Here is a 26121-nt window from a genome sequence, read left to right on the forward strand (position 1 = left end):
GTTCATAGTTGCACGAATATGACAATTGTCACCTCGATCCGATGACTTGATTCACTTTTGAAACACTCCCTTAAAGGTGATAATAAGACTATAAAATCCTTTAAGGGAGTGTACATTACTATGAATTCAACTGTATCGTTGATGATTTCGGCTTTGATTTTCTTTTTCATCCTGCGTGGACAATTAAGTGGCATGCGTAAGCCGCTAAAAAAATCGGGAGTAACGTTGCTGCTGCCTATCCTATACATTTCTACTTCGCTTATGCAATTGTTCGATCCATCGCTGCATATCCGCGAAGAGCAAGTAATCATTGCTTTGTTGATCGGTATGATGATTTCGATTCCGCTTATCGTGACGACCAACTTTGAAGTTCGAGACAATGGCAACACGTTTATTAAGCGTAACAAAACGGTCTTTGTGCTGCTGATCGTGATCTTTGCACTGCGTTTCCTCGCGATTGCGACTATAAAATCAATCGATCCAAGCACACTTAGCTTTATGTGCAACCTGATGACCTTTGGCTACATTGCAACATGGCGGATCATTAGTTTTATTAAATTCAAAGGTGTCAGCTCTTCGAAGCAAGCTGTACTGAATGTTTAACACAATAATGACAAGAGTCAGGTAATAAGCCAGCACAACGCGGGGAAATTACTGCCAATGTATATCCTCATCGAATCAGCCACACCTATGCATGTCAATTGCTAGATAACGGTGCTCCACTAGAATTTGTTACTTCTCAAGTAAAGGGTAGTTATGTTCAAACTTTGTAAAGTTTTCGAATTTTCAAAAATTATGTTTACCTTACAATGGTTATTTGATAATATAATCGCAATATTCAAATGCGATGAAGAGAAGAGTAAATAAATGAAATCTTTCACAGAGAGCTCCGTTTGCTGAAAAGGAGTAAAGAGTACTTTATTGAAAAAAGCCTCAGAGCAGCACATCGGATCCTTTTGAAAAGGGTGATGGTGTGTCAGGAGCTCCTGTTACAGAGCTAAAGTATACGCATTACATGGTAGTGCCGTACTTGAAGAGGCTGATATGGCGACATATTAGCGAATTTGGGGTGGTACCACGAGTATATACAATCTCGTCCCTAAGACTGACTATAGTCTTGGGGGTGGGATTTTTTTTATTGAGCAGATGAAGTACAGCTCATGTGTAATATGCGGTACACCGAATCAGATTGTTTGAATATATATTTTAGGGGCTCCCCTTAATCATGCTATTTTGAAAGGATTTGAATATCTTATGTCAGAAAAACTGAAGGTTGGTATTGTCGGAGGAACAGGTATGGTTGGTCAGCGGTTTGTTCAGTTGCTGGATCAGCATCCTTGGTTTAAAGTAACGGCCATCGCCGCTAGTAGCAGTTCGGCAGGTAAAACATATGAAGAATCTGTGCAAGGCAGATGGAAGTTGTTTAGCCCAATACCTGAAGAAGTGAAAAATATCGTGATTCAGGATGCATCGAAAGTGGAGGAAGTTGCCGGTCAGGTCGATTTTATTTTTTGTGCAGTGGATATGAAAAAGAATGAAATTCAAGCGTTGGAAGAGGCATACGCAAAAACGGGCACACCCGTTATTTCCAATAATTCGGCTCATCGCTGGACGCCTGATATCCCGATGGTCATTCCGGAAGTTAATCCAGGGCATATTGAAGTGATTGCTGCACAGAGAAAGCGGCTTAGAACCTCAACCGGTTTTATTGCCGTTAAGCCCAACTGTTCAATCCAGAGCTATGTGCCGGCCCTTCATGCACTGCTAGATTATAAACCTACAAAAGTGGTTGCATCGACGTATCAGGCGATTTCCGGAGCCGGTAAAAACTTTACCGATTGGCCTGACATGTTAGATAATGTCATTCCTTATATTGGCGGTGAGGAAGAAAAAAGCGAGCAGGAGCCACTGCGTATATGGGGCAGCATTGTAAATGATGAAATTATTAAAGCAAGTGCGCCTTTAATTACAACGCAGTGTATTCGCGTTCCAGTAACGGATGGGCATTTGGCTACCGTATTTGTATCGTTTGAGAAAAAACCTTCTAAGGAAGAAATTCTTAATCGCTGGCTGCAATTCAAAGGTCGACCGCAGGAGCTTGGTCTGCCAAGCGCCCCAAAACAGTTCATTACTTATTTTGAAGAAGAGAACAGGCCACAGACTAAACTTGATCGTGAGATTGAGCGCGGAATGGGTGTTTCTGCGGGGAGATTGCGCGAGGATTCAATATACGATTTTAAATTTGTAGGACTATCACATAATACATTACGCGGAGCAGCTGGCGGTGCTGTTCTGATCGCCGAACTGCTTAAAGCGGAAGGGTACATTCAGGCAAAATAGAAGTATATAGCTATAATTGAAAAAGACTGATTAGATTACATGATAATAACAATCTGAACGGTTATATAAACAGAAAAAATGAAAGATTGGAGGAATAGAAAGGAGAAATTTATGAGAAAAAGATTAATGAACGTGATGGTTATAAGTCTCACTGTTTTATTTTTATTTAGTTTGATTGGTTGCTCTGTAAAGAAAGTTGCATCGGATACATCGGATATAACCTTTGAGCAAACAATCGATGAAAAACTTAACAATATTACTAGCCCAAAAGATAATACAGTATCACTATCCTCTAATCCTTATGACTATATTAAGGGTGTAGATAGTAATAAGGATTACAAATACATTGTTATGCAAGGAGAAAAGTCTTTAAATTATATGCTCGACAAATTTGCTAATAGTGATAAAAATGGATTAGAAGAATATATTATGGCAATCGCCTGTTCTGAAATACTAAAAGAGAATCCTGCTTCTAAAAAGTGGGCTTCTGGTAGGGAATGGTATGATAACCATATTAAAGTGAATAAGTAATGTTAACGGCAAACCAAAGCCTTAATCCTTGCAAGAAGCTGGGTTAAGGCTTTGGTTTTTGTGTGTTCCTAGGACCTTGTGGACGGATTTCTCACTTTTCACCAGCTATTAAATAGCTTATAATAATCAGATAATAGTAGATATTTTAATCTATAAATAATTGTAATACACTATGATATGGTTATAATTGAAACAGAAAAGGTGTGTGACTAGTTCGCGCCTTGGTTTGGTGTGACGCCTAAGCAGGAGCGCCTACATCCTTTCTGCAAATTTAGGGTATAAGGATGGTAAAAATGAGCAACAGAGAAACTAAAACAGACGTCATCTTAATTGGTGCCGGAGTCATGAGTGCGACTTTAGTGACACTTCTGAAAGAATTAGTACCGGAATGGGAAATTACAGTGTTTGAGAAGCTCGAAAATGCAGGAGAAGAAAGCTCTAACGAATGGAATAACGCAGGAACAGGGCATGCGGCACTGTGCGAGCTTAACTACACTGTCGAAAAACCAGACGGATCTATAGATATTAGCAAAGCTATCCAAATTAATGAACAGTTTCAGCTTTCAATGCAGTTTTGGTCTTATCTTGTAAACAGCAAGCTGATACGTAATCCGCAGGACTTTATCATGCCATTGCCACATATGAGTATGGTACAAGGGGAACAAAATGTAACGTTTTTAAAGAAACGTTTTGAAGCGATGTCAAATAATCCTCTATTTCAATGGATGGAATTTTCCGATGATCCTGGAAAACTGATGGAATGGATTCCGCTTATTATACAAGATCGTCCATCGAATGAACCTATAGCTGCAACAAAAATCGACTCTGGAACTGATGTCAACTTTGGCGCTTTAACGCGCATTTTGTTTGACCACTTAAAGAGTAAAAACGTCGATATCAAATACAAACATAGCGTTGATAATATTAAACGTACTAGAGACGGCTCGTGGGAATTGAAAGTACGAAATGACAGCGGTAACGTCGAACGCCATACTGCAAAATTCGTCTTTATCGGTGGCGGGGGAGGAAGCCTGCATTTACTGCAAAAATGCGGCATTCCTGAAGGAAAACATATTGGAGGATTCCCGGTAAGCGGAATATTTATGGTGTGTAATAATCCGGATGTTGTAGCGCAGCATCATGCAAAAGTATACGGTAAAGCTAAGGTTGGAGCTCCTCCAATGTCTGTTCCGCATCTTGACACAAGATTTATCGACAATAAAAAATCATTGCTATTTGGACCATTTGCCGGCTTCTCACCAAAGTTTTTAAAAACAGGTTCAATGTTTGATTTGGTAACTTCCGTAAAACCGGATAATCTCGTAACGATGTTGTCGGCAGGTGCAAAAAATATGTCATTGACAAAATACCTGATCGAGCAAGTTATGTTATCGAAAGAAAAGCGCATGGAAGAGTTGCGAGAGTTTATCCCGAACGCCAAAAGCGAGGATTGGGATTTAGTAGCAGCGGGCCAACGTGTGCAAGTTATCAAAGATACTGAAGCAGGCGGTAAAGGTACACTTCAATTTGGCACGGAAGTTATTAGTTCCGCTGATGGCTCGATTGCAGCATTACTAGGTGCTTCTCCAGGTGCTTCTACTGCTGTTCACGTTATGCTTGAGGTAATTAAAAAATGCTTCCCGCAACATATGAAAGAGTGGGAACCGAAAATTAAAGAAATGATTCCTTCTTATGGCGTGTCACTAATGGAAAATCCAGAGCTTCTGCACGAAATTCATACTTCAACAGCAGAGACGCTTGGTCTAAGCGAAAAAGAGCTAGTCTATGGTTAGTTCTTTGGATGTAGAAACAAAGGTATTTAATGAACAAGTTTAAGCAACATTTTTCAAAGGGCGGCATTCCAGGATTGAATAGGAACTGGCCCAAGCATTAAAAGCGCGATGTCATTTTAGCATCGCGTTTTTAAAATTTCACCTTTACACGCATAAAGACAATAATAATCTTGTGTATGCAGAGTCAGAACGAAGCAGCTGACCAATCGGCTTCGAGGTTCATTTCATTTTATCAAAACCTACATCAAAAATACTCATTAATAATCCGGTATAGGGTCCCGACATGAGCAAGTCGAATAACGGTTTGCGATAATGAATACGCAGCATGATAAACATGATCATATCGAAAAATGAGGACCAAAGTAGGTTCCATCCATTATGATACGTTATTGCTCCACATTTCACAGATACAAATTCAAGCAAAACAAAAATACCAGTGAAAAAGATGATGTAATAAGCCTGGGAAAGAAGTTTATGATTTCGCGGGTAGTTCGATAGGTATACCCAAGTCGATACAGGCATGCCAATCAGAATAAGCAATAGGATCGGAATCGTGGCAACCGGAAGCCCATTCGGCTCCATTTGCCAAAGTTGATATTGATAACAGATCAACTCATAGAGACCATTACATAACGCAGCAAAGAGGAGTGTTGGATAGTACTGCTCCCATTTTCGGTCCGCAAACCGAAGAGCTGCTAGTAACCATAAAACCGAGTATAAAATCGCAACCAAGGGATTTCGAACTCCTTTGTTCATGTTAAGTCCTTATTATTCCAATTAATCCATCGTTCATACAATAAATACAAAAACAGTCTAAAACTATATTTTCTAGTTTTGGACTGCTCTTTGTTTTCTTTGAAGTTAGGGATTACTTAACCACATTAACGTTTGCCTGTGGATTCGAAAGATCACTTGTATCATCAGAGACTAAAGGAGCTGGATCCAATTTGGCTTCTTCGCGAAGGAGATAACTGAAAAATAAGACGTAGTAAGACAAAATAATGAAGAATACACCTGCGGTCAGTGGGTCTTTGGTAAATTGAGTTGGATCTACCGGATTCATGCGCGCTGAGTTGGATGAAAGACTGATAAAGGCCAAGCGATAAACGATCCGGCTAAGAAATAGCACCAGAACCGTAATTTCGATCCATAAGTGGGTGCGATAGTACCATCCGTCCGTACGATGTTCGAAAAGGGTGTGGCGAATCGCGGTGAGTCCGAGTGCGATACCTGCTGCTAGGCCGATTATATAACCAATGAAATGGATGGGATGGACAAAGCCTAGCAGGAAGATGACAGCTCCGAGGATACTAAAGAGAGTGAGTCGGAATTTAAGTCTACCTCGTGATAACTTTTGAAAACCAATGGTTCGCTTCGTTCTTCGATAGATAAAAAGGCCAATGAGTAGGAAAGGAATGGCATAGTGCATCCAGTTTTGCATGAGATTTCCTCCAAGAGAAACGTATTTTTTCCTTATTGTAACAAATTAGGCAGGTTGTCAGCGAAAAAAATATTTCGTTTACAAAAAACAGTCATACACTTAATGATAGCGCGATAAACTTACTATTACACACAAAAAGTGCCGCAAGGAGTTGACAGTCAATGGCTCTAATCACCCATGTTAATGTATGTAATACAGAGAATGAAATTTACTGCTGTCTTCGTAATAAAATTGTGAAGCTTGACGACCAACAGAAAGAGCAATTTTGCAAAGGATGCAAAATGTTTGCCGGTGATGCCGATGAACATGGACTTGGTGTATCCTGTGTATGGGAAGATGTACGGGTCGTTAGCAATCCGCATATCGCTGTGGATCCGCAAGAGGAGTTTATTCATAATCAAATTCGCCAAGTGCCGCCCGAGGGTCCGGCCTTATTTCTATATACAACAGAATGGTAAAACACATCCTCTTTGATTTTGATGGGACACTGGTCGATTCTAGAGCATTACTTGTTAAGCTATATAATGAAATGGCCGTGCAGTATCAATTTCGCAGGATTCGAGACCAAGACCTTGCGCTTCTGAGATCACTTTCAATCTCTGAGCGGGTGGATCGCTTAGGTGTACCGGTACTCCAAATTCCAAAGCTAGTAACGGCCGGTAGACAGCTCTATCAAGAAAATATTCGTACACTTCACATTGTACCTGGGATGAAAGAAGTTATTGCCAGAGTTTCCTCACAAGGGATGAGAAGCTCCATACTCTCTTCCAATTCCGAGGTGAATATTCGTCAGATTCTTAAAAATAATAAGCTGGATGGCGCGTTCAAGGAAATCATTTCGGCTAAGCATATTTTTGGTAAGCATCATTCGATTCGCAAAGTAATGAAACAATGGGGGACTTCCCCCTCGCGGATGATCTATGTTGGAGATGAATTAAGGGATATCGAAGCTTGCAGGAAACTAGGCGTTCCCATAGTTGCCGTTACTTGGGGCTATGACTCTCAGCATTTACTGCTCAGCGGAAAGCCCGATTACTTAGTAAACTCGCCCGGAGAGCTGCTAAAAACACTTCTGTCCTTAACCTGATAGGAAGGGTAAAAGAGGGCGCAAATAGCTATCACAGACAGAGTCTGAGGTAGTTATTTGTGTTTGCTTTTATAAGAGCTATTGGCAACATTCGCAGTCGAGTGGTGTCATCATGTAATATAGAATCTATGAGGTGATATTTGCGGGAGGAGGCGTCTAATGTTATTTTATCTCATCATATTTGTAGTGACAGCCGTGGATCAAATTTCGAAGGTGTGGATTCGGTCTATCTTAAAAGTAGGCGAATCTATGCCGTTTTATAAAGACATCATTTCGTTTTCGCATTATCAAAATAGTGGAGCAGCAGGCAGTTCGCTGCAGGGCTCAGCGCGTTATTTAGGAATTCTTGCTGTTGTGATTATTGCTGTTATTTTGTATTACAGAAAAAAAGGAAGCTTTCAAGGATTCTTCAAAGAGGTTGGTGCCGCATTTTTCGTGGGCGGGGCTATTGGTAATGGCATCGAACGATTATTATTTGGTAAAGTGACCGACTTCATCGTTTTTCGATCTGGCCATGGTGTGATGAATTTGGCTGACTTAGCGATTAATTTGGGTGTGGTGTTTTTTGTACTGGATATGTTTCTCTCATATCGGCATAAGCTGTTACCAAAACAGAAAAATTTTCAATAATATAGGTATATTAAACTATACAGGTAGATCAAAAGTACTATTTATGATATCCTTCAAGTAGACGGTTTTTGAACGAGAAGACGCTGAACTGGAGGATGGTCACATGAGGCCGGATAAACAGATATTGATCGATGAATTTTTTGCAATGATTCGAAAGTTGACACGCACGGGTGCTGATATTATGTTAGTGAGGGATTTTTTCTGGAAAGCTTCCGAAATCCGTTCATTTATCCCTCCAACGGTAGAATTCATGACAGTTCTTAAAACGTACAACGCTGTCTTATTTCATGAATTCCGAAAATCACTTGTACCCAATACAAGTATGCATATGCTAGCGAATGTCCACATGGAAGCGGGAGAAGCGCTCATTAGTTTGGGAATTACGAGTTTGGAACAGCTTCAACTAGCGGTAAAAGGAACAGTAGCTGTGAGTAGTAAATAGAGAGTTAAACCAAGCGACGACAGTAGTCTCGCTTGGTTTTTTTTATTTGGCTACTCGTCATTCTTCTGCTGCAGCGCAGCCATCAATTTGTCAGCAAGTGAGTTGCCAAGCTGGGTTTGATCGGAAAACTTCTCGATCAACTGACGGTTCGCTTTGGCAGAAGCGCGCCGGCCGCCGCCAGTTGATTCATTGTCTATTTTCTCGACAACGTTGCAAGGACGGCATTGGAAATACTTGCCGGATTTGCCGGTGTGGATCTCCATTTTCTTATGACACTGCGGGCAGCGGTGGTTGGTCAGTTATCCATCAGCTTCGCGTTTATAGGAGCATTCGCGGCTGGAACAAACGAGGTAGCGGCCTCGTTTCCCCTTTACTTCTTGGAGAAACTCCCCGCAATCCGGGCATTTGCTGCCCGTTAAATTATGCGGCTTATAGGCCGCAGAGCTTTTCTTGACCTCATCGACCAGCTCGGCTGCTTTTTTGCGAATGCCGCTTAGGAATTGCTCCATGCTTCCTTTGCCTTTGGAAATGCGTTCTAGTTCCAGCTCCCAGCGGGCTGTAAGCTCAGGAGAACGCAGCTCCTCCGAAGCGAGCTCTATGAGCTGAGTCCCTTTGCCAGTTGGAACGAGTAAGGAGCCTTGACGTTCAATGGTGTCGGAAGACACAAGCTTCTCAATAATGTCAGCGCGTGTAGCGGGCGTGCCGAGGCCCCATTTTTCCATTTGAGAAAGCAAGGAGGCCTCGTTGTATCTAGCAGGCGGTTTCGTCTGGCGGCTTAATTGACGGGCGTTACGGACGGTTACGGCGTCTTTTTCGGCAGCTTGGGGCAGCAGCTGAGCAGAGTCTTCATCAGACTCGGTATCTTCCCGATCTGGATCGGTGAAATCAGTGGCTCCGTACACGTCTTTCCAACCGGCTTGTTTAACCACTTTACCCGATGCATATAGCTTCTCTCCGGCTATTTCCACAGTCAGCTTGGTTTCATCATAGCGGCAAGGACCGCAGAATAAGGCTAGAAATCTCCGCAAAATGAGATCATAGAGACGGCGTTCGTCAGCGCTTAAGGTGGCGAGTGAAATGGCTTCTCCAGTAGGAATAATCGCATGGTGGTCGCTTACCTTGGTATCGTCGACAATGCGTTTCGTAATCGTTAACGGTTTGCGTATAAAAGGAGCCGCTAGCGCTGCGTAGGGGCCAATGGCTGCACCCTTGAGCCTGCCGAGCAGGGTCGGCACCATGTCCGAGGTCAAGTAACGTGAATCGGTACGCGGATAGGTGACCAACTTGTACTGCTCATACAATCTTTGCAGCACATTCGACGTCTGCTTAGCTGAAAAACCAAATTTGCGGTTAGCATCGCGTTGCAATTCGGTTAGGTCATAAGCAAGCGGATGCGGAATCTGCTTTTCGGTTTTTTGCACGTGCAGGATTTTGCCGCTCTGGCCCTGCAGCTTCGCTTTTAAGGCATCTGCACGCTCGCGGTCAAAAATGCGCGTGTCGCCTGTTTTGGGGTCTCGCCACACCGCGCGGAAAGAGCACAGATCGGCTTCGATCAACCAATAGTCGACGGATCGGAAATCCCGGATTTCCGCCTCACGGCCCGTCATCATGGCCAACGTGGGCGTCTGCACACGCCCAGCAGACAAGGACGCGCCGAACTTGCTGGTCAGCGCGCGGGTCACATTCAGGCCGATCAGCCAATCGGCCTCGGAACGGCAGACGGCTGCTTGATACAGCCGGTTGTAGTCAGTGCCCGGCTTCAGCTGCGCGAAGCCTTCGCGAATCGCCTGATCCGTCTGCGACGAGATCCAAAGCCGTTTGAACGGCTTCTTCCAGCGGATCAGCTCCATAATCCATCGCGCGACGAGCTCGCCTTCGCGCCCCGCATCCGTCGCTATGACCAGCTCTGCAAGGTCACCCCGGCGGCTAAGCTGTTCGATCGCACGGTACTGCTGCGATGTTTCCTTCATCACCTTAAGCTTCATGCGTTCAGGGATGATAGGGAGATCTTCCAGGTTCCATGTTTTGTACTTGGGATCGTAATCATCAGGCTCGGCAAGGGTAACGAGATGGCCAAGTGCCCAAGTGACGACATATTTGGCACCTTCATAATGGTGTTTTTGCTTTTGGTTGCAGCCAAGGACACGGGCAATTTCTTTGGCGACGCTTGGTTTTTCGGTGAGTACAAGAATTTTCATAGGGAAAATGACCTCATTTCTGCTTACAAATTAGCATAAGCGAAAAAAGCATGCTTTTCAATGTGCTGCAGCTCGAAACTGAAGCTCAAATCTATTCGGATGAGAGCTTTTTTATGTTGAAAAAAAGGAGAAAATTGTCTGTTCTTGTCCTAATATAAGGGTATAATGATGAAATAAGGGATGAAGAGGAGCAAAAATCTTAATGAGACCGATGTTTTCTTATTTTACAAATCAAACGATAAAAATGAGGTTTCAATTATGGATCGTTGTTGTCATTGTGACACTAACCTTTTCAATTATTGTCCCTTTTTATTTTATAGAGAAGAAAAATCGCTTAGATGAAGCTGAAAATCAATTAAAGCAAATGATTGTCTTGCAAAGTTTATATATTGAAAGATGGAATCAGGAAAAACTGGATACGATTAAACGATTCGCCTTATCCGACCATGCAAAATTTCATGAAATAGGCGAACTAAAAAGAGAATTTCAAGACTACTCAAGAGTGAATTCTGAATTCTTGTCGATTAGTTACGTAGAAAAAGATGGATATATTCGTTCGGATGCGGATCCTAGAATCCAGATTTATGTCGGAGATACACTTTATTTTAAACGTGCGCTTGAGAAGAAAAGCTTTATCTCCGGCGTTATCCTATCCAAAGATTCAGGGAAACCCGTCATAACGTTCTCTGCTCCCGTGCTTGGCGACCATAATGATTTCAAAGGTGCTGTGCTAGGCGTAGTAACACTGGAAATGCTGAATAGTTTAATGAAGCAGCTAAGTTTTGGTGAAACTGGGGAAGTCTATGTGTTGGATTCGGACGGGTATATTGTCACAGCCTCAAGTAATACAAGCAAAAGCGAAGAATTCGTCAATGTCCCGATGAAAACTGAAATTATGCAAAGAGCCAAGACAGGGAGCACTTCGAATGATTCCTATATTGGATTTCGCGGTGAAAGGGTTTATGGCCAGTATAAATGGTCTACAGGAAAAAGCTGGATTGTCGTAGGTGAGATCACGCAGAGAGAAGTTTTTCAGAAATTAAATCAATTAAGTATTGCGATTATTATCATTTCGCTTATTGCCCTTATTCTCAGTATCGGTGCTGCCGTTACGATTGCATCTAGAATGGAGAGACCGATTAGATACTTGCTTCGCGGTACAAAGATCATTCAGAACGGGAACTACGACTATCAGATTGATGCGGATAAAATTAGAATGGCTCCGATTGAATTGCGGCAGTTGGTCAATACATTCAACCTGATGTCTGATAAGCTCAAGAAGAATATTTCGCTATTGGAGCATTCCGCATTGGTGGATCAATTGACAGAAATTCATAATCGCCGTTATATGATGCAAGAAGGAAATAAACAGCTTCAAGCCAGTATTGCTGCAGGGCAAATGTGCTCCGTTATGATGTTCGATATTGACCATTTTAAGAAAATCAATGATACCTATGGGCATTTGGTGGGTGATCGCGTCCTTCATCACGTTGCTTCTATACTACAGCGGCATTCGGGAACAGATACGATTGTTGCACGCTATGGAGGCGAAGAGTTTATCCTACTTGCCCTGCGTAAAAATGCACAAGAAAGTGTAAGCTTGGCTGAGGATCTGAGACTACATATCATGGAAGAACCATACTCGGATGAGCAGGTTACCGTAAGACTAACAGCGAGCATAGGTGTAGCTGAATATTCTCCTACTCTGGTGTTCGGTACGATGGTACTTGAAGATATGGTTTCCAGAGCAGACCATGCCCTCTATCGCGCGAAATCCGGTGGAAGAAACAGAGTAGAACTAGATCAATGATAGGTATTGATCTAGTTTTTTTTGTGTAGAATTTGATGGTCAGAAATTTGAGGGTTTAGTGTATAATAGTCAGAGAGTATTTGAATTACCAACATTTAGGGGGTTCTCCATGCAAAACGCATCATTAAGACCAATGGGAATTGGAAGAATATTAGATCGCAGTTTCCATTTGTACCGCAAGCATTTTGTGACATTGACAATTATCATGCTGATCTTGTATGGTCCATTTTACTTACTGCAGCATTTGCTGACGTATCAAGAGACGGCAAGTACGTCATCATCCATTCTTGAGCAGATTCGCAGTGGAGCATCCATGCAGGATATGTTTGGATCCGGTTCTTTTATGAAAAATAATCAGACGCCGAAAGACATAGGGAAGACACTCCTCTTTGTGTTGGTTTTAGTACCAATCATGATTCTTGGCCTTATGCCAGCTTCGGTGGCTTCTGTCTTACATCTGGTTAAAGCAAGCCTCTTCGGCGAAGAAACACCGGGAGTCGGGGAGCTATTGCGCAAATCGTTCCGTCGATTTTGGCCGTTAGCTGGAAGCACGTTCTTGGATGCTCTTATCATGTTCGGAATATACATAGGTCTCGCAATTATTATTGTCATTTTTGCTATCGTCTTTGCGATAGGTGGAAACTTATCCAGTTCGGTAGGAGGTTTTGGTGGAGGTGCGGTGGCACTAACGATTGTCTTCTTTGTCATCCTTGGTCTTGGAGCTATCTTCACCTTTTCCTATTTTTTCATTCGCTGGTGCTATTATTTGCCTTTTGTTGCAATGGGTGAAGAGTCTGTTGGACTAGGCCGCAGTTGGAAATTGACCCGCAAAAGCTTCTGGCGTTTATTTTTGATGTACTTCGTACTTACGCTCATTTTGTATCTTTTCCTATTCGTCATTCAATTGATTATTGCTGCAGTCTTGGGTTTAGGACTAGGGGCTCAGTTATTACAAAGTTTAATTTCAATATTGGTCATGTCCCTATGGTTTCTGCCTTATGCGGTTAGCTACTTCGATCTCAAGGTTCGTAATGAGGGTCTGGGACTTGAATCGTTGATTGAAAGCACGATGCAAACTTCTCCAACTGAGCCAGCGGAAGAACTGGAGCCGTTTGATACTTTTGAAGATCTTCGTCCGATAGACTTGGATAAAAAGAATGATTAATGCAGCTTTAGCGACTTCTTTGCAAGAGGATAAAGAGCAATTAAAACAAATCTTAAATCAAAGCGAATATACGGCTTATAAGGTCAAAGAGAACAGCTCGTTCTGGGCATGGTTGAAGCCGCTTTTTCGTAAAATACGGAGCTGGCTGCCAGATTTTCAAGTTTCTGATTCGGTAACGGACTGGATGACAGTTGGTGTTGTCGTTACACTTCTTGGAATTGCTGCATTTGCGATTTATTGGTTCTTGAAGCAAATTATTTGGCAAAAGAGAATCCGCTCTGATGCTTACTTGCCTGTAGGAGAAATTAGCCGTTCTTATCGCTTCTATTGGCAGCAAGCAGCGGAGCTAAAGGGAACTGGTGACTGGAGAGAGGGCGTACGCTCGGTCTTTCTGTCACTTCTGTTCTTTATGGAAGCTAAACGTATGATTCGTGTGGAGAAATGGAAGACGAACTGGGAGTATGCGGAGGAGCTGGGAGGTTCAGCTTCTTCCCTAGTCCCTTTGTTCCATGATAGCTCGCTTTTATTTGAACGCATTTGGTATGGCAAGGAAGTTGTAACAGAGGAACAGTTTACTTCTATGTATGAACAGATTGCCCGTGTTATCGGCAGGGAGGAGGGCTTTGCACATGAGAGGGCTGAATAAGCTGCATGTGGGACTAGCACTCAGCATCCTGTTATTTCTCGCATTAGGCTACTGGCTAGTAAAGCCAAAGCTCCCAGATCAACCTCCCTATCTGTCCTTCTCGGCGGATATCGACGGCACGAAAGCTTGGAAAGAACTGCTGAGTACGAAGCAGAAGGCTGTAAAGGAATGGCGTCTAAACTGGAAAAACCTGCCCAATGGTGAAGCGATGCTGTTGGTTGCCTTACAGCCGTCGGCTGTGACCAAGGCAGATCGCGAGCAGCTGTTGGGTTGGGTTCGGAAGGGTAATGATGTTGTTCTGTTTGATCGCAAGCCCGAAGGGTGGGAGCCTTGGGGGACTGTGTTGGCAGGGGAGATTGGGATGGGAAGTACGGAAGTGAGTACGGAAGTGAGTGCGAATGAGAGTGCGAAAGAGAGTACGGAAGAGAGGACGTCTGTCTCGACGATTAGGGTCTCGCCGGATTACACGCCAGCAGAGGGGCTGCTGACGGGACGGGTGGATACACCGTACCGGATTAAGCCCGGTGGAAACGGGCGGGTGCTGTTCGAAGATGACCACGGCGTGCTCGCCAGCCGTATAGAAGAAGGTTCGGGCAGCATCACCGTGGTGATGACCCCGAACTGGATGCAGAATGGGACGATTGATCAGGAGTCCCATTTCGAATTGATCTGGCCGCTGTTCGCGAAGTCCTGGGACGCCGTGTGGGTTGATGAGACCCATCACGGCTTCGGGACGAAGCCCGGACTGCTTGCCGTCTACCCCGCGTGGCTCGTGCTCGCGAGCGTGCAGCTTGGTCTCGCGCTGCTGCTGTGGCTCTGGCTGCGCGGCAAGCGCTTTGGCCCCGTCTACACGCCGCGGGCGTGGACGGTTCGCCGCGGCGACGAAGGCGTGCACGCCGTCGCCGCTTGGTACGAGCGCCTCGGCTACCAGCACGAGGCGCTTGCGCACCAGCAGCTGTTCCTGCGGCAGCTGCTGCATCAGCGCTGGGGGCTTAGCCCCAGCGCAAGTGCTTTGCAGGCCGCGGAAGCTGCTCGCGGCCGCATGTCTGAGGCGCAGGCGGCGCAGCTCGCGCGCCTGCTGGAGGAGCCGCCTGCTAGCGGCGGCTCTGCTGGGCCCCGCGCTGCGAAGCAGCGGGGCGTGAGCACCCAAGCGTTCGTGCAGCGAACGCGGGAGATGGGCGAGATGATCGCCTACTTGGAGAAGGAGTGAGCGCAATGAATGAATTAATCCAATCGATGGAGCAGCGCTTGTTCGGCCAAAAGCTGAACATAAGGCTGCTCGTCACCGCCCTATTGGCTGGTGGTCATGTACTGCTAGAAGGTGTGCCGGGTCTAGGAAAGACCAAGATGGCGCGCACCCTTGCGGAATTATCAGGCGGCGATTACCGCCGTATTCAATTTACGCCAGACCTGATGCCCGGAGATATTACGGGCAGCGTCATTTATCATATGCAGGATCATTCATTTACTACGATTCAAGGTCCTATTTTCACGAATGTTCTATTGGCTGATGAAATTAACCGTTCCGGACCGAAGACACAAGCGGCTCTCCTAGAAGCAATGGAAGAGCGCCAAGTAACGATTCAGGGGAATACATACAAGCTCCCAAATCCTTTTTTTGTCGTAGCCACCCAAAATCCCGTTGAATACGAAGGTACCTATCCGCTTCCAGAAGCACAGCTCGATCGTTTCTTGTTCAAGCTGGTGCTTGATTATCCTGGTGAAGAAGCTGAAGTGGAAATTCTTCGCCGCCACGTACCGTTTGGGCAGCATCAAGAGGAGTCACTCGCGGCCATACTGACCCCAGAACGCATCACAGAGCTGCAGCGCAGGCTTTCCGATGTGGTTGTGGAGGAATCCTTATACACCTATATTGCCACAATTATTCGTAAGACCCGCGAGTCCAAACGCATACAGCTGGGAGCTAGTCCCCGGGCAGGAATTGCCGTCCTGATGGCAAGTAAAGCTTGGGCCTTACTGGATGGACGAACGTATGTGACGCCTGACGATATTAAGCTTGTAGCGCGACCTGCACTGCGGCACAGACTGCTGTTAACACCGCAAGCGGAATTGGAGGGCGGAACAAGTGACCACATCATCCAAGAGACGCTCGGCTCTATTCCGGTTCCTCGATAAATTCCTGCTTCAGGACTTTATCCTGCCAACGAACCGATTCATTGTACTCGTATTCGTAGGTGCAGTAGTCACGTTAATAGCCTCTATATTTGATGCCGCCCTACCTGTATTCTGGAGCTGGAATGCACTGCTCTGCGTGTTAAGTGGCATTGATCTTTTACTGCTTCCTAAACGCAGCAGTTGGGGAATCCGGCGCAAACTTCCGGAGCAGATGGATGTCAGAAGCAGCTTTGAGGTGGGTCTTGAGCTTGAATCCGAGGAACAGCCGTCTGTTCACGTTGAATTAATGGATCATTTGCCCCAAACATTCAGCATGGTAAGCAACCATTTGAGCGGCGCGTTCCGAGGAACTTCAGCCTCTTTCTTTTATACAACGATGGCTCTCGAAAGAGGGGAATACTTCTTCGAACATGTATACTTGCGCTACTCCGGAGGCATGGGGCTTTGGAAGAAGCAAGTGCGATTGAAACAGGTAGATAAGATTGATATCTATCCTGATTTATCTCAGGTACGAGGTGTACTAGGCGCTGTACAGGATGCATTAATATTAGAAGGCCAGCGACTATTCAAAAAGCAGCGTATCGGCTCGGAGTTTCATTATATCCGTGATTATGTGCAAGGCGACGATATGAGACATATCAATTGGAAAGCGTCTGCTCGCACGACGAAGCTGATGACGAACCTTTTCCAGCCGGAAAAAGGAAAGATTGTGACCTTAGTGTTGGACTGTGGTCGGCAAATGGCTATCGAGCTTGAGGGACAAGTGAAGCTTGACCGGACACTGGAAGCTGCATTAACACTTGCTGCCGTAGCTCTTAAACAAGGGGATCAAGTAGCGTTAATTGCTTACGCAAGCCAAGTGAAAGTGTACGTACCGGCTGGAAAAGGGCTTTCCCATCTTCAGGAGTTAACGAGGGCCGTGTATGATCTGAGGACGGATTTCGTGGAGTCTAACACACAGATCGCCTTCTCTCATGTGCTGCGCTTTCTGAAAAAACGCTCGCTTGTCGTGCTATTTTCCGATATGGAAAGTTATCTGTATGATCAAGAGATGCTGCCATATGTGCAGCGATTGCGCAGAAGTCACCATGTGCTGCTCTTGTCCTTGCAGGATCCGCTTCTTCATCAATGGGTACGTATTCGCGCTGAGGATAGCCGCCAGGCTTATCGGCAAAGTATTGCCCACCAATTTACAACAGACCGTTACGCCTATGTAACCAAAATGGCCGGCCGTGGCATCCCGGTGATGGATGTCCCTGCCGACCAACTGACACTTAGCGCTGTTAATGCTTATTTGGATTTGAAATCGCGAGATCGTTCATAGCGTTAATTGTTTTTGTTTAGATCGATGACTAATGCCATATCCGTAATAGAGTGCGAGTAACAATAAAGTCATTCCGGCTATGAGATATTTAACCTCAAGCGACATCGTGGACGGTGTAATGTAACCTTCAATAATCCCAGCAATGATGAATAAAGGAATCGTGCCGATCAGGAGCTGGGCGGATTCCTTGGCCGACTCCAGAAAACGCAGCTTGCGCGGAAAGGGTCCTGGAACGAAGAATCGATATCCCATATACAAACCGGCGCCGCCAGCGATGAAAATAGCGGTAAGCTCAATAATGCCATGCGGCAATATGTAAGCCCAGAATACATAGCTTTTCCCAGATTGCATGAAAACGGCAGCTAATGCTCCTACAATAAGGCCGTTGCTTATCATTAAATAGATGGTCCCGATCCCAAGCGTTACACCGCTTATGAAAGCGAGAACGGCGACTCGAATGTTGTTCGTCATGATGGCTGTTGATACAAGTGGTGAATGCAGGTCGCCGCGTGGATCGGCGGTTTTGGAAGGGTCAATACTATCGGCCATGGCCCCTGGCATGATCATGGATAGATTCAATGGATCGTTCCATACAGACAGGAAGCCGAGCAGCCCACCAAGCAAAAATAAGAAAAGGGCAAAGCCCACAAATAGACTTCTCGCGCGTATTAGCGATGGAAAGTAGTGGAGGAAAAACTCCTTCATCTGTTTACTGCTTTTGTTATTTTCTTTATACATCGCATTATGAGCTTGGGACACGAGATGATTCAGATATAGGGTTGTTTCATCCATAGGCATGTGAGTTTGTAAGGTAGCGAGATGAGCAGATGCGACTTTGTAAAGTTCAGTGAATCGATTCACTTGGCTGGCCTGCAAACTGCTCTTCCGCTTACTAAGCTGAATCAGCAGCTGCTCAAGCTCTGTCCATTGCGATTTATGTTCTCGAATAAAGCGCGAGATATTCATGGGGTGGACCTCCTAAGAGTTTTGCTTTGGCAAAACTTGCATCGTGAGCATAATCTAAGAGTTTTGCTTGTTCATTTTAGCATATCAATGACATTCGTTACCATAATTTTGAAATCATAAGGAGATGCTATGAACGAGTCTCTGGATAAAGAACTAACCATAGTTACACCTGAGCAGGTGCAATTGCAATTTCAAACCGCAGGCATTGGCAGCAGGGCGTTAGCGCATATACTTGATTGTTTGATTTTGCTTGTGATGAATGGCCTTTTATTTGTATTTGCTATTTTGATAAGCAGGTTATATTCGGGTGATTGGCTGCCTGCCCTTGCAGATTATTTGATTGCAATTGCCATCATTCTTTGGATTGTAGTGAACTTAGGCTATTTCGTCTGCACAGAAGCTTTCATGGGAGGGCAAACGCCCGGGAAAAGAATTCTAGGACTTCGCGTGCTCCAAAATAACGGTCAGTCTGCAACCTTATTATCGATCTTGATTCGTAACTTATTTCGTTTACTGGATATGATGCCAACTTTCTACTTCATTGGTGCAGTCAGTATCATCTTTAGTTCAAAAGATAAGCGCATCGGTGATATGGTAGCCGGAACGATTGTTGTGATTGAAGCTCGTTTTGAACGAATGAAACGTCGAAAGCATATCGATAAGGTCATCTCCAAAAAGAACTACCCCATCCTCACCTTGGAGATAGACGAAGCCAAAAGACAAGAGATCTCTTCGATAGACTGGCAGCTTTTACAAGCCTGGGTTGAGCGAATACCGACAATGCACAATGTAAGATTACAGGAGTTAGCCGTACCGATTGCTCAACATTTTTCTAATAAGTTAGAACATGACCTAGGGTTTACATTGGATCCTGCTGCATATTTAGCTCAACTTTATGAGAAGCTCAGAAACGATTGGGAAGTTTAATTAGGAGGGCTTATATGGGAATCACAGCCATTGTAGCAGGCGGTTCCGGATTAGTTGGCCGTGAGCTGATTAAGCTGCTTCTAGAAGATCAGGCATACACGAAAGTGATTGCACTGGTTCGTAAAAACATGCAAATTAGTCATCTCCGCGGAAATGAGAAATTGGTTCAAATCGTAACCGATTTTAGCAATCTGGATGCTCTTATTGAACCGTCTGACATGGAGCATGCTCATGTATTTTGCACGTTAGGTACGACAATTAAGAAGGCAGGATCCCAAGAGCAGTTTCGAAAAGTAGACTTGGCGTACCCTATGAAATTGGGGCAAATAGCTAGTTCGGGTAAGGCAGAGGCATTTGCCATAGTAACTGCGATGGGAGCGAGCCGCAAATCCTCGATTTTTTACAATCGGGTAAAGGGAGAGGTGGAGGAAGGCCTAAGGGAGCTTAAGCTCCATGCGCTTTACATGCTTCGTCCTTCACTTATTCTAGGTAAACGAGATGAGTTTCGACGGGGTGAGAAATTGGGAAGCATGGTGTCGCGAGCCATTTCCCCGCTTATGATCGGTGGACTCCGTACGTATCGGCCGATCCATGCGAAAACGATCGCTACGGGATTAATTAAATCCGCAAAGTCAGGTCAGTTCGGCACACATGTGCTGCTGTCAGCTCAGATTGCTGAGCTTGCTTCGAAGTAGAGGTTCCATATCGACGTGAACACGCCTACCTGATATGATTAAGGACGTTAATCTCTAAGCAGCACGGACGCGCGGGACAATCTGCAGAGAAGCTGTTTTTCGGCTTCTCAGACTCTACTGACGAGCTTCGGCTCCTTACGCTCTCGCTGAAAGCGCGTTTTCTGCGCTTAATCAAACGTTAAATATAAACACACAGGGAAAGTAGGTTTTATATCATGATCGATCATATTGTACTTGTAAAATTCGGTGAAACAACGACACAGGAGCAGCTCCAAGAAGTCGTTGATAGATTTAAAGCGTTAAAAGAGCATCTAACAGGCATTGTAGATATTCAAGCGGGCATTAACTTTTCAGAGAAGAACAAAGGCTACCAAATTGTTTTATCTGTACGTTTTGAGGATAGAGCAGCTCTTGAGGCTTATGGTCCAAATCCGGAGCACCAAGCGGTTGCTGCATATATTAGAGAAGTAGGCAGAGTCGATAGCTTGATTGTTGATATTGAAATTTAATCATACGAAAAAACTGCTGATAAGGATCCGTCCTTGTCAGCAGTTTTTTTTATGCGGATAATTTCAATAAATGATTATTTTGTCCAATCTATTAATCTATCAACTTCATACAATATAGTATCTTACAAGAAAAGGAGATGAAAGAATCATGGCAAATCAAATCGAAAGTTACTTTGGTCTTACGGTTACGCCCGTTACAGATGGGGTACAAATTCCTGTCCCATTAACTCCGGCAGGAGTAGGACTTGCGGAAGTCAGAGTGGATGTTCCAGCCACATATCCTCAAGTTGTAGAATTGAAAGCAACAATTGGAGTAAGAGGAGATGTAGGTACAGGAAGTGTATTATTCCGCATTTTCCGCGATGGTCAAGTCATTTACTATGCACGACTTGGTATTGAATCTGGCGTTGAGAAATACTATGTTCCGACAATTCAAGCAATCGATGTTAACCCACCAGCAGGATCGCATGGCTATACCTTATCTATTGAGTCTTTGACAGCAGGTTTAACGGCTACTGTCATAGGTCCTATTACTTTGAGCGCTTTAGTTATTAACGCCCTCTAATAAAGAAGCCTCCGGCCCCAGATAAAACTGAGGGGTTGTAGGCTTTCTTTTCACCTATTAGGATTTCTGTTCTTTACGATAAACCGAAGGCGCTGCTCCACTCCATTTGCGAAATTGTTTGGAAAAATAGAGGGCATCGTTAAATCCGACAGAAGACGCTACTTGGTCAATAGTCATAGATGTCTCTAACAACTGTTTGGCCCGTTCCATGCGAACTTTTAATAGATACTGCATAGGGGCTAAGCCCGTAGATTGTTTGAACATCTTACATAAATACGTACGGTGATAGCCTAGTGTGTGTGCGAGTTCCTCGATAGATACCTGCTGTGTGTATTGCAGTTCTAAGTATCGGATGGCTTGTCCGACCTGACGCTCGATATCAGTTTCGGTTGTTGGTTTAACGGCAATCTGGTGGCTGTTCATGCGCCCGAGTTCCCGGATTAAGAGGCGAAGCCAAGCAGCGGATTCCATATCCTCAAGCACAGGAGTGTCAGAATGCTGAAAGCTGGAGCGAATGTGTCGGTAATAATGACGTATAGAGCGGGGGTTGCTCCCCGAAATGACGGCCTGTTGGGGGGAAACGCCAATTTGCGAAAGCAAGGTTCCTGCAGCGCGGCCTGAAAAGGCAACCCATGTATAGTGCCAGGGATGATCGCTATCTGCGATATAACTGAACAACTCTCCGGGATAAATAACGAAGGTGTCTCCAGTGGAGCACCGGTAAGTGCGGTTATGCATCTCGAACGTGCCTTCTCCCGCTTGCACGGTATGGATAAGGTAATAATCATGCACGGCAGGTCCCATTTTATGCAGAGGAATAGGCTTGCCTTCTCCACTGAAAAGTACGGATAATTCATTGGTGCTATGGAGCGGATTGATATGAAGGGCGAAATAGGAATGATCCTGATTCATAGAAGCCTCTTTATAGTTTTTGTTTCTAGGATACATCAATAAACTACAAATGTCCATATAGGAGTTCGTTCAATCCATGTATTTGGAAGTCGTCCTGCGCTATAGTGAGGATAAGAAAAAAGAACTCACTATGGAGGAGATTCACACATGTCCAAGATTACTTTTTTAGGTGCTGGAAGTACGGTTTTTGCGAAAAATGTACTTGGTGATTGTTTGCTCACACCTGCGCTGCAAGGCTTTGAAATCGCTCTCTTTGATATTGATCACGAACGTCTGCAGGATTCAGCTAACATGCTGAATAACATCAAAAAGACTAGCGGAAGTACGTCTGTTATAAAAGCTTATACGGACCGTAAGGAAGCTCTGAGCGGAGCTAAATATGTGGTGAACGCTATCCAAGTAGGTGGCTATGATCCATGTACAATAACGGATTTTGAAATCCCTAAAAAGTACGGCTTGCGTCAAACGATTGCCGACACGGTCGGTATCGGCGGTATTTTCCGAAATCTGCGTACGATTCCTGTGATGCTGGATTTCGCAGCGGATATTCGCGAGGTATGTCCAGATGCCCTGTTCCTCAACTATACGAATCCGATGGCAGTATTAACCAATGTTATGAACACGTATGGCGGTGTTCGTACAGTTGGCTTATGTCACAGCGTACAAGCGTGTATTCCGGAGCTTTTCAAAAGTCTGGGCTTGGAAAAGGAAGGCGTTAAAGCCAAAATCGCCGGCATCAACCACATGGCATGGCTGTTGGAAGTAACCAAGGATGGCGTTGACCTTTATCCAGAGATTAAGAAGCGGGCCGCGGAAAAGCAAAAAGAGAAGCATTGGGACATGGTTCGTTATGAAATGATGCTGAAATTCGGTCATTATATTACCGAGTCTTCCGAGCATAATGCGGAGTACCATCCGTATTTCATCAAACGCAATTATCCAGAGCTGGTAGACCGCTTCAATATTCCACTCGACGAGTATCCACGCCGCTGCATCGAGCAAATTAGCAGATGGAAACAAATGCGCGAGGATCTGGTAAATGATGCGAATCTGACACACAATCGTTCCCATGAGTATGCTTCCTACATTTTCGAAGCGATTGAGACCGATATTCCGTTCAAAATCGGCGGTAATGTGATGAATACTGGTTTAATTACGAACTTGCCGCGCGAAGCATGCGTTGAAGTTCCTTGCTTAGTAGACCGTAATGGAGTTACGCCTACCTACGTTGGCGATCTGCCTCCGCAGCTAGCGGCGCTCAACCGTACGAATATCAATACGCAGCTGCTGACGATTGAAGCAGCAATCACACGTAAACGCGAGCATATTTATCACGCGGCTATGTTGGATCCACATACATCAGCAGAGCTGTCGATGGACGATATCGTTGCGATGTGTGATGAGTTAATTGAAGCACACGGCAAATGGCTGCCTGAATATCACTAAAATGTTCATATGAAAAAGAAGGTCATGGCGTATGTCTAACATACCCATGGCCTTCTTTGCTTTAACCACCGAATGCGTCACGAAACGCATGATTTAGTACTTCAAGCTCCACATTCCAAAGCGGGGCAATTTCTGGCCCTACATTTTCGTCAAACCAGTCGGAAAGCGCTTTGCGGTTACTGCCGTTCTCCATGATGAATGGAAGATTCAGCATCACTTTTTTCACATAGAGCTCCTCAGCAGCCCTAATCTGCTCGGGAGAAATCCATAGTTTCAAGCGCTTAACGGTTCGGTATAATTCCTTGCTGCAAGCTCTCCGAATTCCGCGAGCACTGGGGAACTGCTGCTTATGTTTTTCACTCGGCTTGTTATTGATCATGACTGTATCCACACTCCCTCTATGCTATTTGTATGCATGGAGAGGGCGCAGAGCCACTGGGGACAGGAACCTAAGCCGCCCATTTGGGCCAAGAGGCTAATCCACCACGATATAGCCGATCATCGGACCGCTATGGGCAATATCCGTGTGCGTCAAGCAAATGATGCGGTAAGTCCCTTCCTGATTGGCTGTAAAATGTACAACGGTTTCTTTCCCTTTTTTGACTTCACCGCTAATATTTAGCCCTTCGATGAGAAAAGGGTGGCTCTGACCGTTCACACCATAGATGCTTAGCTTGATTTTCTCGCCCTTTTGGACAACGACGGTGCCCGGATCCCATCGATAGGCTTCAATTGTTTTACCGTCTGCGGTGGTTGATTTGAACTCTCCGGTTACCATGTGAATCGTCCTTTCCGCAGTCGGCTCGGCTGCCGTTGAGACGATGCTCCCACGGTTCATATACAGCAAGCCGGAGAGGAGCAGCAGCAGAGCAGCGGCTGCCAGAAAGAGATGCTTACGTTTAATAATCCATACTCGGGACATCGTTGGTCCGCCTCCTGTACAAGGTTCTTGTACATCTTATGCGGAGGCTTGTCAGCGCATGATTATGATCTGATGAACAGTTCAAGCCGATGTTCAAGTGAGGGTTCTAATTACCACCATGCTGTGGGGTAATGGGTTCGGGTTGCCCGGTGATAAACGAGGGCAACCAGCACGAGCAGCGCGGCGCCGAGAAGCACCGGCGTGAGCAAGAAGCCCCAGCCCGCGCCCGTGAGCATCACGAGCAGCGGGTCGGCGCCGGCCGGCGGATGCAGCGTGCGCGTCAGCTGCATGAGCGTGATGGCGGCGCCAACGGCGAGGGCGAGGCTCCACGCGTGGACGCCGAAGGCGGAGAGCGCGCAGAGCCCGACGAGCGTGCTCAGCAGGTGGCCGCCGACAAGGCTGCGGGGCTGCGCGAGCGGGCTCTGCGGGAGCGCGAAGGCGATGACGCATGAGGCGCCGAAGGGCGCCATAAGCAGCGAGACTCGGGTGAAATCGCCGAGTAAGCTGCAAACCAGAATGGCGAGAAACCCGCCGATTCCGGGGATGAGCAGAGCGAATGCTTTTGGGAATGATGCAGGGCTATTCATTGCTTGTGTACACCTCTTTTCCTTTATTAATTCTCATGGTATCATGAGTTAAATCATTTGAATAACGAATGATTATGATAATAGATATTCGATAATTCGATAGGTAGGGGTGGCGTACAATGCTTGAACATATGGATGGGCGCAGCATGAAAACCTTCATCACGGTGATGGAGGAGAAAAGCTTCAGCAAGGCAGCCCTCAAGCTCGGATACGTGCAATCAACGGTTACGATGCATATTCATCAACTTGAGCAAACATTGGGTCAAGCTCTGTTTAGGCGTTTGCCCCGAGGTGTAGAATTAACTGCTGCGGGCAGAGAAGTTGCCCCCTATGCGTATCGATACCTACAGCTTGGCGAATCCCTTCAAGATAAATTAACCGGTCTGCATGAACCCAAAGGCGTGGTGCGGCTCCGAGCGCTTGAATCCTTCTGCGTGCCGCATCTTCCACAGCTGCTGCCTACTATATTTGAACAATATCCTCAGATACAATTGCAACTGGAAACCGGTTATCAACGTGATATTATCCAAGAAGTGTCTGCGTACCGCGTTGACCTTGGTATTGTTCCTCGCGACCCGAAGGCTAACAATCTTACTTTTATACCTCTGATCCAAGATGAATTGGTATGGGTAGGGGCTCCTGCATTGGTAAGTCGTGTGGAGAACGATGGTTGGGAAGCAATAGCGGATACCAAAGTAATTGGCTTTGGAAGCCGCTGCATTTACCAAACGATGGCCTCTCAGGTCTTAGCAGACAAAGGGTTAGCCACCTTTACAGCGATGGAGTTCGACAGCACGGAAATGATTAAACAGACCATGATGTTTGGAATGGGTCTTTCCTTAATGCCGTTAACATCCGTTCAGGAAGAGCTTCAATCGGGCAAATTGTTGAGACTGCAGCAGGAGAAAACAATTTTGCTAGAGCATGGGCTCATTCATCGCTCAGGCAAAGATTTAAGTGCACCCGTACATGCCTGCAAGGAGCATATTATATCCTACTTTTTAGCGCAAAAAGAGCGTGGAACTGGTTGATAGGAGCCCGTCTGTGAT

Annotated in this window: 27 protein-coding genes, 1 pseudogene and 1 other annotated feature; of the genes and pseudogenes, 20 read left to right on the plus strand and 8 right to left on the minus strand. The window is 45.3% G+C overall.

Going from position 1 to position 26121, the window contains the following annotated elements; genetic code table 11:
* Positions 1 to 120 precede the first annotated feature (120 nt).
* From QFZ81_RS01935 to QFZ81_RS01950, 4 genes are all read left to right on the plus strand, one after another.
* On the plus strand, positions 121 to 603 hold the full coding sequence (locus QFZ81_RS01935) for a CcdC protein domain-containing protein (RefSeq protein ID WP_307601241.1): 483 nt from the start codon (positions 121 to 123) through the stop codon (positions 601 to 603).
* A 235-nt stretch (positions 604 to 838) separates the two neighbouring features.
* Positions 839 to 1104: a binding site (T-box leader), on the plus strand.
* Positions 1105 to 1254: 150 nt separating this feature from the next.
* Positions 1255 to 2340: an aspartate-semialdehyde dehydrogenase gene (gene asd / locus QFZ81_RS01940; RefSeq protein WP_307434522.1), complete on the plus strand. Its 1086-nt coding sequence runs from the start codon at positions 1255 to 1257 to the stop codon at positions 2338 to 2340.
* A 111-nt stretch (positions 2341 to 2451) separates the two neighbouring features.
* Positions 2452 to 2871: a hypothetical protein gene (locus QFZ81_RS01945; protein ID WP_307601243.1), complete on the plus strand. Its 420-nt coding sequence runs from the start codon at positions 2452 to 2454 to the stop codon at positions 2869 to 2871.
* Positions 2872 to 3164: 293 nt separating this feature from the next.
* Positions 3165 to 4664, plus strand: coding sequence for a malate:quinone oxidoreductase (locus tag QFZ81_RS01950; RefSeq protein WP_307601244.1), 1500 nt, complete (start codon positions 3165 to 3167; stop codon positions 4662 to 4664).
* Positions 4665 to 4883: 219 nt separating this feature from the next.
* Here QFZ81_RS01950 and QFZ81_RS01955 read toward each other — a convergent pair whose 3' ends face one another.
* Positions 4884 to 5396 (minus strand): CBO0543 family protein, encoded by a 513-nt coding sequence (locus QFZ81_RS01955; RefSeq protein WP_307601246.1) that lies wholly within the window; start codon positions 5394 to 5396, stop codon positions 4884 to 4886.
* A gap of 136 nt (positions 5397 to 5532) precedes the next feature.
* A complete protein-coding gene (locus tag QFZ81_RS01960; protein WP_307601248.1) occupies positions 5533 to 6105 on the minus strand; it encodes a CcdC protein domain-containing protein in 573 nt (190 codons plus the stop codon).
* Positions 6106 to 6266: 161 nt separating this feature from the next.
* Here QFZ81_RS01960 and QFZ81_RS01965 point away from each other — a divergent pair, with 161 nt between their 5' ends.
* The 4 genes from QFZ81_RS01965 to QFZ81_RS01980 all read left to right on the plus strand — a co-directional run bounded on the left by QFZ81_RS01965 (position 6267) and on the right by QFZ81_RS01980 (position 8264).
* Positions 6267 to 6563, plus strand: a complete 297-nt coding sequence (locus QFZ81_RS01965) for a hypothetical protein (protein WP_307434506.1) — start codon at positions 6267 to 6269, stop codon at positions 6561 to 6563.
* Positions 6557 to 7192 (plus strand): HAD hydrolase-like protein, encoded by a 636-nt coding sequence (locus QFZ81_RS01970; RefSeq protein ID WP_307434503.1) that lies wholly within the window; start codon positions 6557 to 6559, stop codon positions 7190 to 7192. Before QFZ81_RS01965 ends, QFZ81_RS01970 begins: the two co-directional genes overlap by 7 nt.
* A gap of 159 nt (positions 7193 to 7351) precedes the next feature.
* Positions 7352 to 7822, plus strand: coding sequence for a signal peptidase II (lspA, locus tag QFZ81_RS01975; protein ID WP_307601250.1), 471 nt, complete (start codon positions 7352 to 7354; stop codon positions 7820 to 7822).
* A 103-nt stretch (positions 7823 to 7925) separates the two neighbouring features.
* A complete protein-coding gene (locus QFZ81_RS01980; RefSeq protein ID WP_307434497.1) occupies positions 7926 to 8264 on the plus strand; it encodes a hypothetical protein in 339 nt (112 codons plus the stop codon).
* Positions 8265 to 8314: 50 nt separating this feature from the next.
* Here QFZ81_RS01980 and QFZ81_RS01985 read toward each other — a convergent pair.
* A pseudogene (locus QFZ81_RS01985) lies at positions 8315 to 10462 on the minus strand (DNA topoisomerase III).
* Between the two features lie 202 nt (positions 10463 to 10664).
* Here QFZ81_RS01985 and QFZ81_RS01990 point away from each other — a divergent pair.
* The 6 genes from QFZ81_RS01990 to QFZ81_RS02015 all read left to right on the plus strand — a co-directional run bounded on the left by QFZ81_RS01990 (position 10665) and on the right by QFZ81_RS02015 (position 17543).
* Positions 10665 to 12272, plus strand: a complete 1608-nt coding sequence (locus tag QFZ81_RS01990) for a sensor domain-containing diguanylate cyclase (protein WP_307601252.1) — start codon at positions 10665 to 10667, stop codon at positions 12270 to 12272.
* Between the two features lie 109 nt (positions 12273 to 12381).
* The gene (locus tag QFZ81_RS01995) at positions 12382 to 13437 is read left to right on the plus strand and encodes a DUF7847 domain-containing protein (RefSeq protein ID WP_307601254.1); all 1056 of its coding nucleotides are present in this window, start codon (positions 12382 to 12384) and stop codon (positions 13435 to 13437) included.
* A complete protein-coding gene (locus QFZ81_RS02000; RefSeq protein ID WP_307601256.1) occupies positions 13430 to 14083 on the plus strand; it encodes a DUF4129 domain-containing protein in 654 nt (217 codons plus the stop codon). The genes QFZ81_RS01995 and QFZ81_RS02000 overlap by 8 nt, the downstream gene beginning before the upstream one ends.
* Complete coding sequence (locus QFZ81_RS02005; RefSeq protein WP_307601258.1) at positions 14067 to 15293, plus strand: DUF4350 domain-containing protein; 1227 nt, start codon at positions 14067 to 14069, stop codon at positions 15291 to 15293. The genes QFZ81_RS02000 and QFZ81_RS02005 overlap by 17 nt, the downstream gene beginning before the upstream one ends.
* Positions 15294 to 15298: 5 nt before the next feature.
* Positions 15299 to 16219 carry an AAA family ATPase gene (locus tag QFZ81_RS02010; protein WP_307434478.1) on the plus strand — a complete coding sequence of 307 codons (921 nt, stop codon included), beginning with the start codon at positions 15299 to 15301 and terminating at the stop codon, positions 16217 to 16219.
* On the plus strand, positions 16170 to 17543 hold the full coding sequence (locus QFZ81_RS02015; RefSeq protein ID WP_307601260.1) for a DUF58 domain-containing protein: 1374 nt from the start codon (positions 16170 to 16172) through the stop codon (positions 17541 to 17543). Before QFZ81_RS02010 ends, QFZ81_RS02015 begins: the two co-directional genes overlap by 50 nt.
* On the opposite strand, the gene QFZ81_RS02020 is transcribed toward QFZ81_RS02015, so the two are convergent.
* Positions 17538 to 18509: a stage II sporulation protein M gene (locus QFZ81_RS02020; RefSeq protein ID WP_307601262.1), complete on the minus strand. Its 972-nt coding sequence runs from the start codon at positions 18507 to 18509 to the stop codon at positions 17538 to 17540. The two genes, QFZ81_RS02015 and QFZ81_RS02020, sit on opposite strands and share 6 nt — an antisense overlap.
* A gap of 129 nt (positions 18510 to 18638) precedes the next feature.
* Between QFZ81_RS02020 and QFZ81_RS02025 the strand changes: the two genes are divergently transcribed.
* From QFZ81_RS02025 to QFZ81_RS02040, 4 genes are all read left to right on the plus strand, one after another.
* Entirely contained in the window at positions 18639 to 19436 is a 798-nt protein-coding gene (locus QFZ81_RS02025) for an RDD family protein (protein WP_307601264.1), read from the plus strand.
* A gap of 14 nt (positions 19437 to 19450) precedes the next feature.
* The gene (locus QFZ81_RS02030; protein WP_307434465.1) at positions 19451 to 20131 is read left to right on the plus strand and encodes an NAD(P)H-binding protein; all 681 of its coding nucleotides are present in this window, start codon (positions 19451 to 19453) and stop codon (positions 20129 to 20131) included.
* Between the two features lie 215 nt (positions 20132 to 20346).
* Positions 20347 to 20640 carry a Dabb family protein gene (locus QFZ81_RS02035; RefSeq protein WP_307601266.1) on the plus strand — a complete coding sequence of 98 codons (294 nt, stop codon included), beginning with the start codon at positions 20347 to 20349 and terminating at the stop codon, positions 20638 to 20640.
* 148 nt (positions 20641 to 20788) lie between these two features.
* Positions 20789 to 21205, plus strand: a complete 417-nt coding sequence (locus QFZ81_RS02040; RefSeq protein WP_307601268.1) for an exosporium protein C — start codon at positions 20789 to 20791, stop codon at positions 21203 to 21205.
* A gap of 57 nt (positions 21206 to 21262) precedes the next feature.
* Here QFZ81_RS02040 and QFZ81_RS02045 read toward each other — a convergent pair whose 3' ends face one another.
* Positions 21263 to 22117, minus strand: a complete 855-nt coding sequence (locus QFZ81_RS02045; protein WP_307601270.1) for a helix-turn-helix domain-containing protein — start codon at positions 22115 to 22117, stop codon at positions 21263 to 21265.
* Between the two features lie 147 nt (positions 22118 to 22264).
* Between QFZ81_RS02045 and melA the strand changes: the two genes are divergently transcribed.
* Positions 22265 to 23563, plus strand: coding sequence for an alpha-glucosidase/alpha-galactosidase (gene melA, locus QFZ81_RS02050; RefSeq protein ID WP_307434456.1), 1299 nt, complete (start codon positions 22265 to 22267; stop codon positions 23561 to 23563).
* Between the two features lie 61 nt (positions 23564 to 23624).
* Here melA and QFZ81_RS02055 read toward each other — a convergent pair whose 3' ends face one another.
* From QFZ81_RS02055 to QFZ81_RS02065, 3 genes are all read right to left on the minus strand, one after another.
* Positions 23625 to 23942 carry a dehydrogenase gene (locus QFZ81_RS02055; protein ID WP_307601272.1) on the minus strand — a complete coding sequence of 106 codons (318 nt, stop codon included), beginning with the start codon at positions 23940 to 23942 and terminating at the stop codon, positions 23625 to 23627.
* Between the two features lie 96 nt (positions 23943 to 24038).
* Complete coding sequence (locus tag QFZ81_RS02060) at positions 24039 to 24485, minus strand: cupredoxin domain-containing protein (protein WP_307434452.1); 447 nt, start codon at positions 24483 to 24485, stop codon at positions 24039 to 24041.
* A 110-nt stretch (positions 24486 to 24595) separates the two neighbouring features.
* Positions 24596 to 25072: an HPP family protein gene (locus tag QFZ81_RS02065; RefSeq protein ID WP_307434449.1), complete on the minus strand. Its 477-nt coding sequence runs from the start codon at positions 25070 to 25072 to the stop codon at positions 24596 to 24598.
* A gap of 119 nt (positions 25073 to 25191) precedes the next feature.
* Between QFZ81_RS02065 and QFZ81_RS02070 the strand changes: the two genes are divergently transcribed.
* Complete coding sequence (locus QFZ81_RS02070) at positions 25192 to 26103, plus strand: LysR family transcriptional regulator (RefSeq protein WP_307434446.1); 912 nt, start codon at positions 25192 to 25194, stop codon at positions 26101 to 26103.
* The last annotated feature ends 18 nt before the right edge of the window (positions 26104 to 26121 follow it).

It is taken from the genome of Paenibacillus sp. V4I9, assembly GCF_030817295.1.
Classification (GTDB): Bacteria; Bacillota; Bacilli; order Paenibacillales; family NBRC-103111; genus Paenibacillus_E.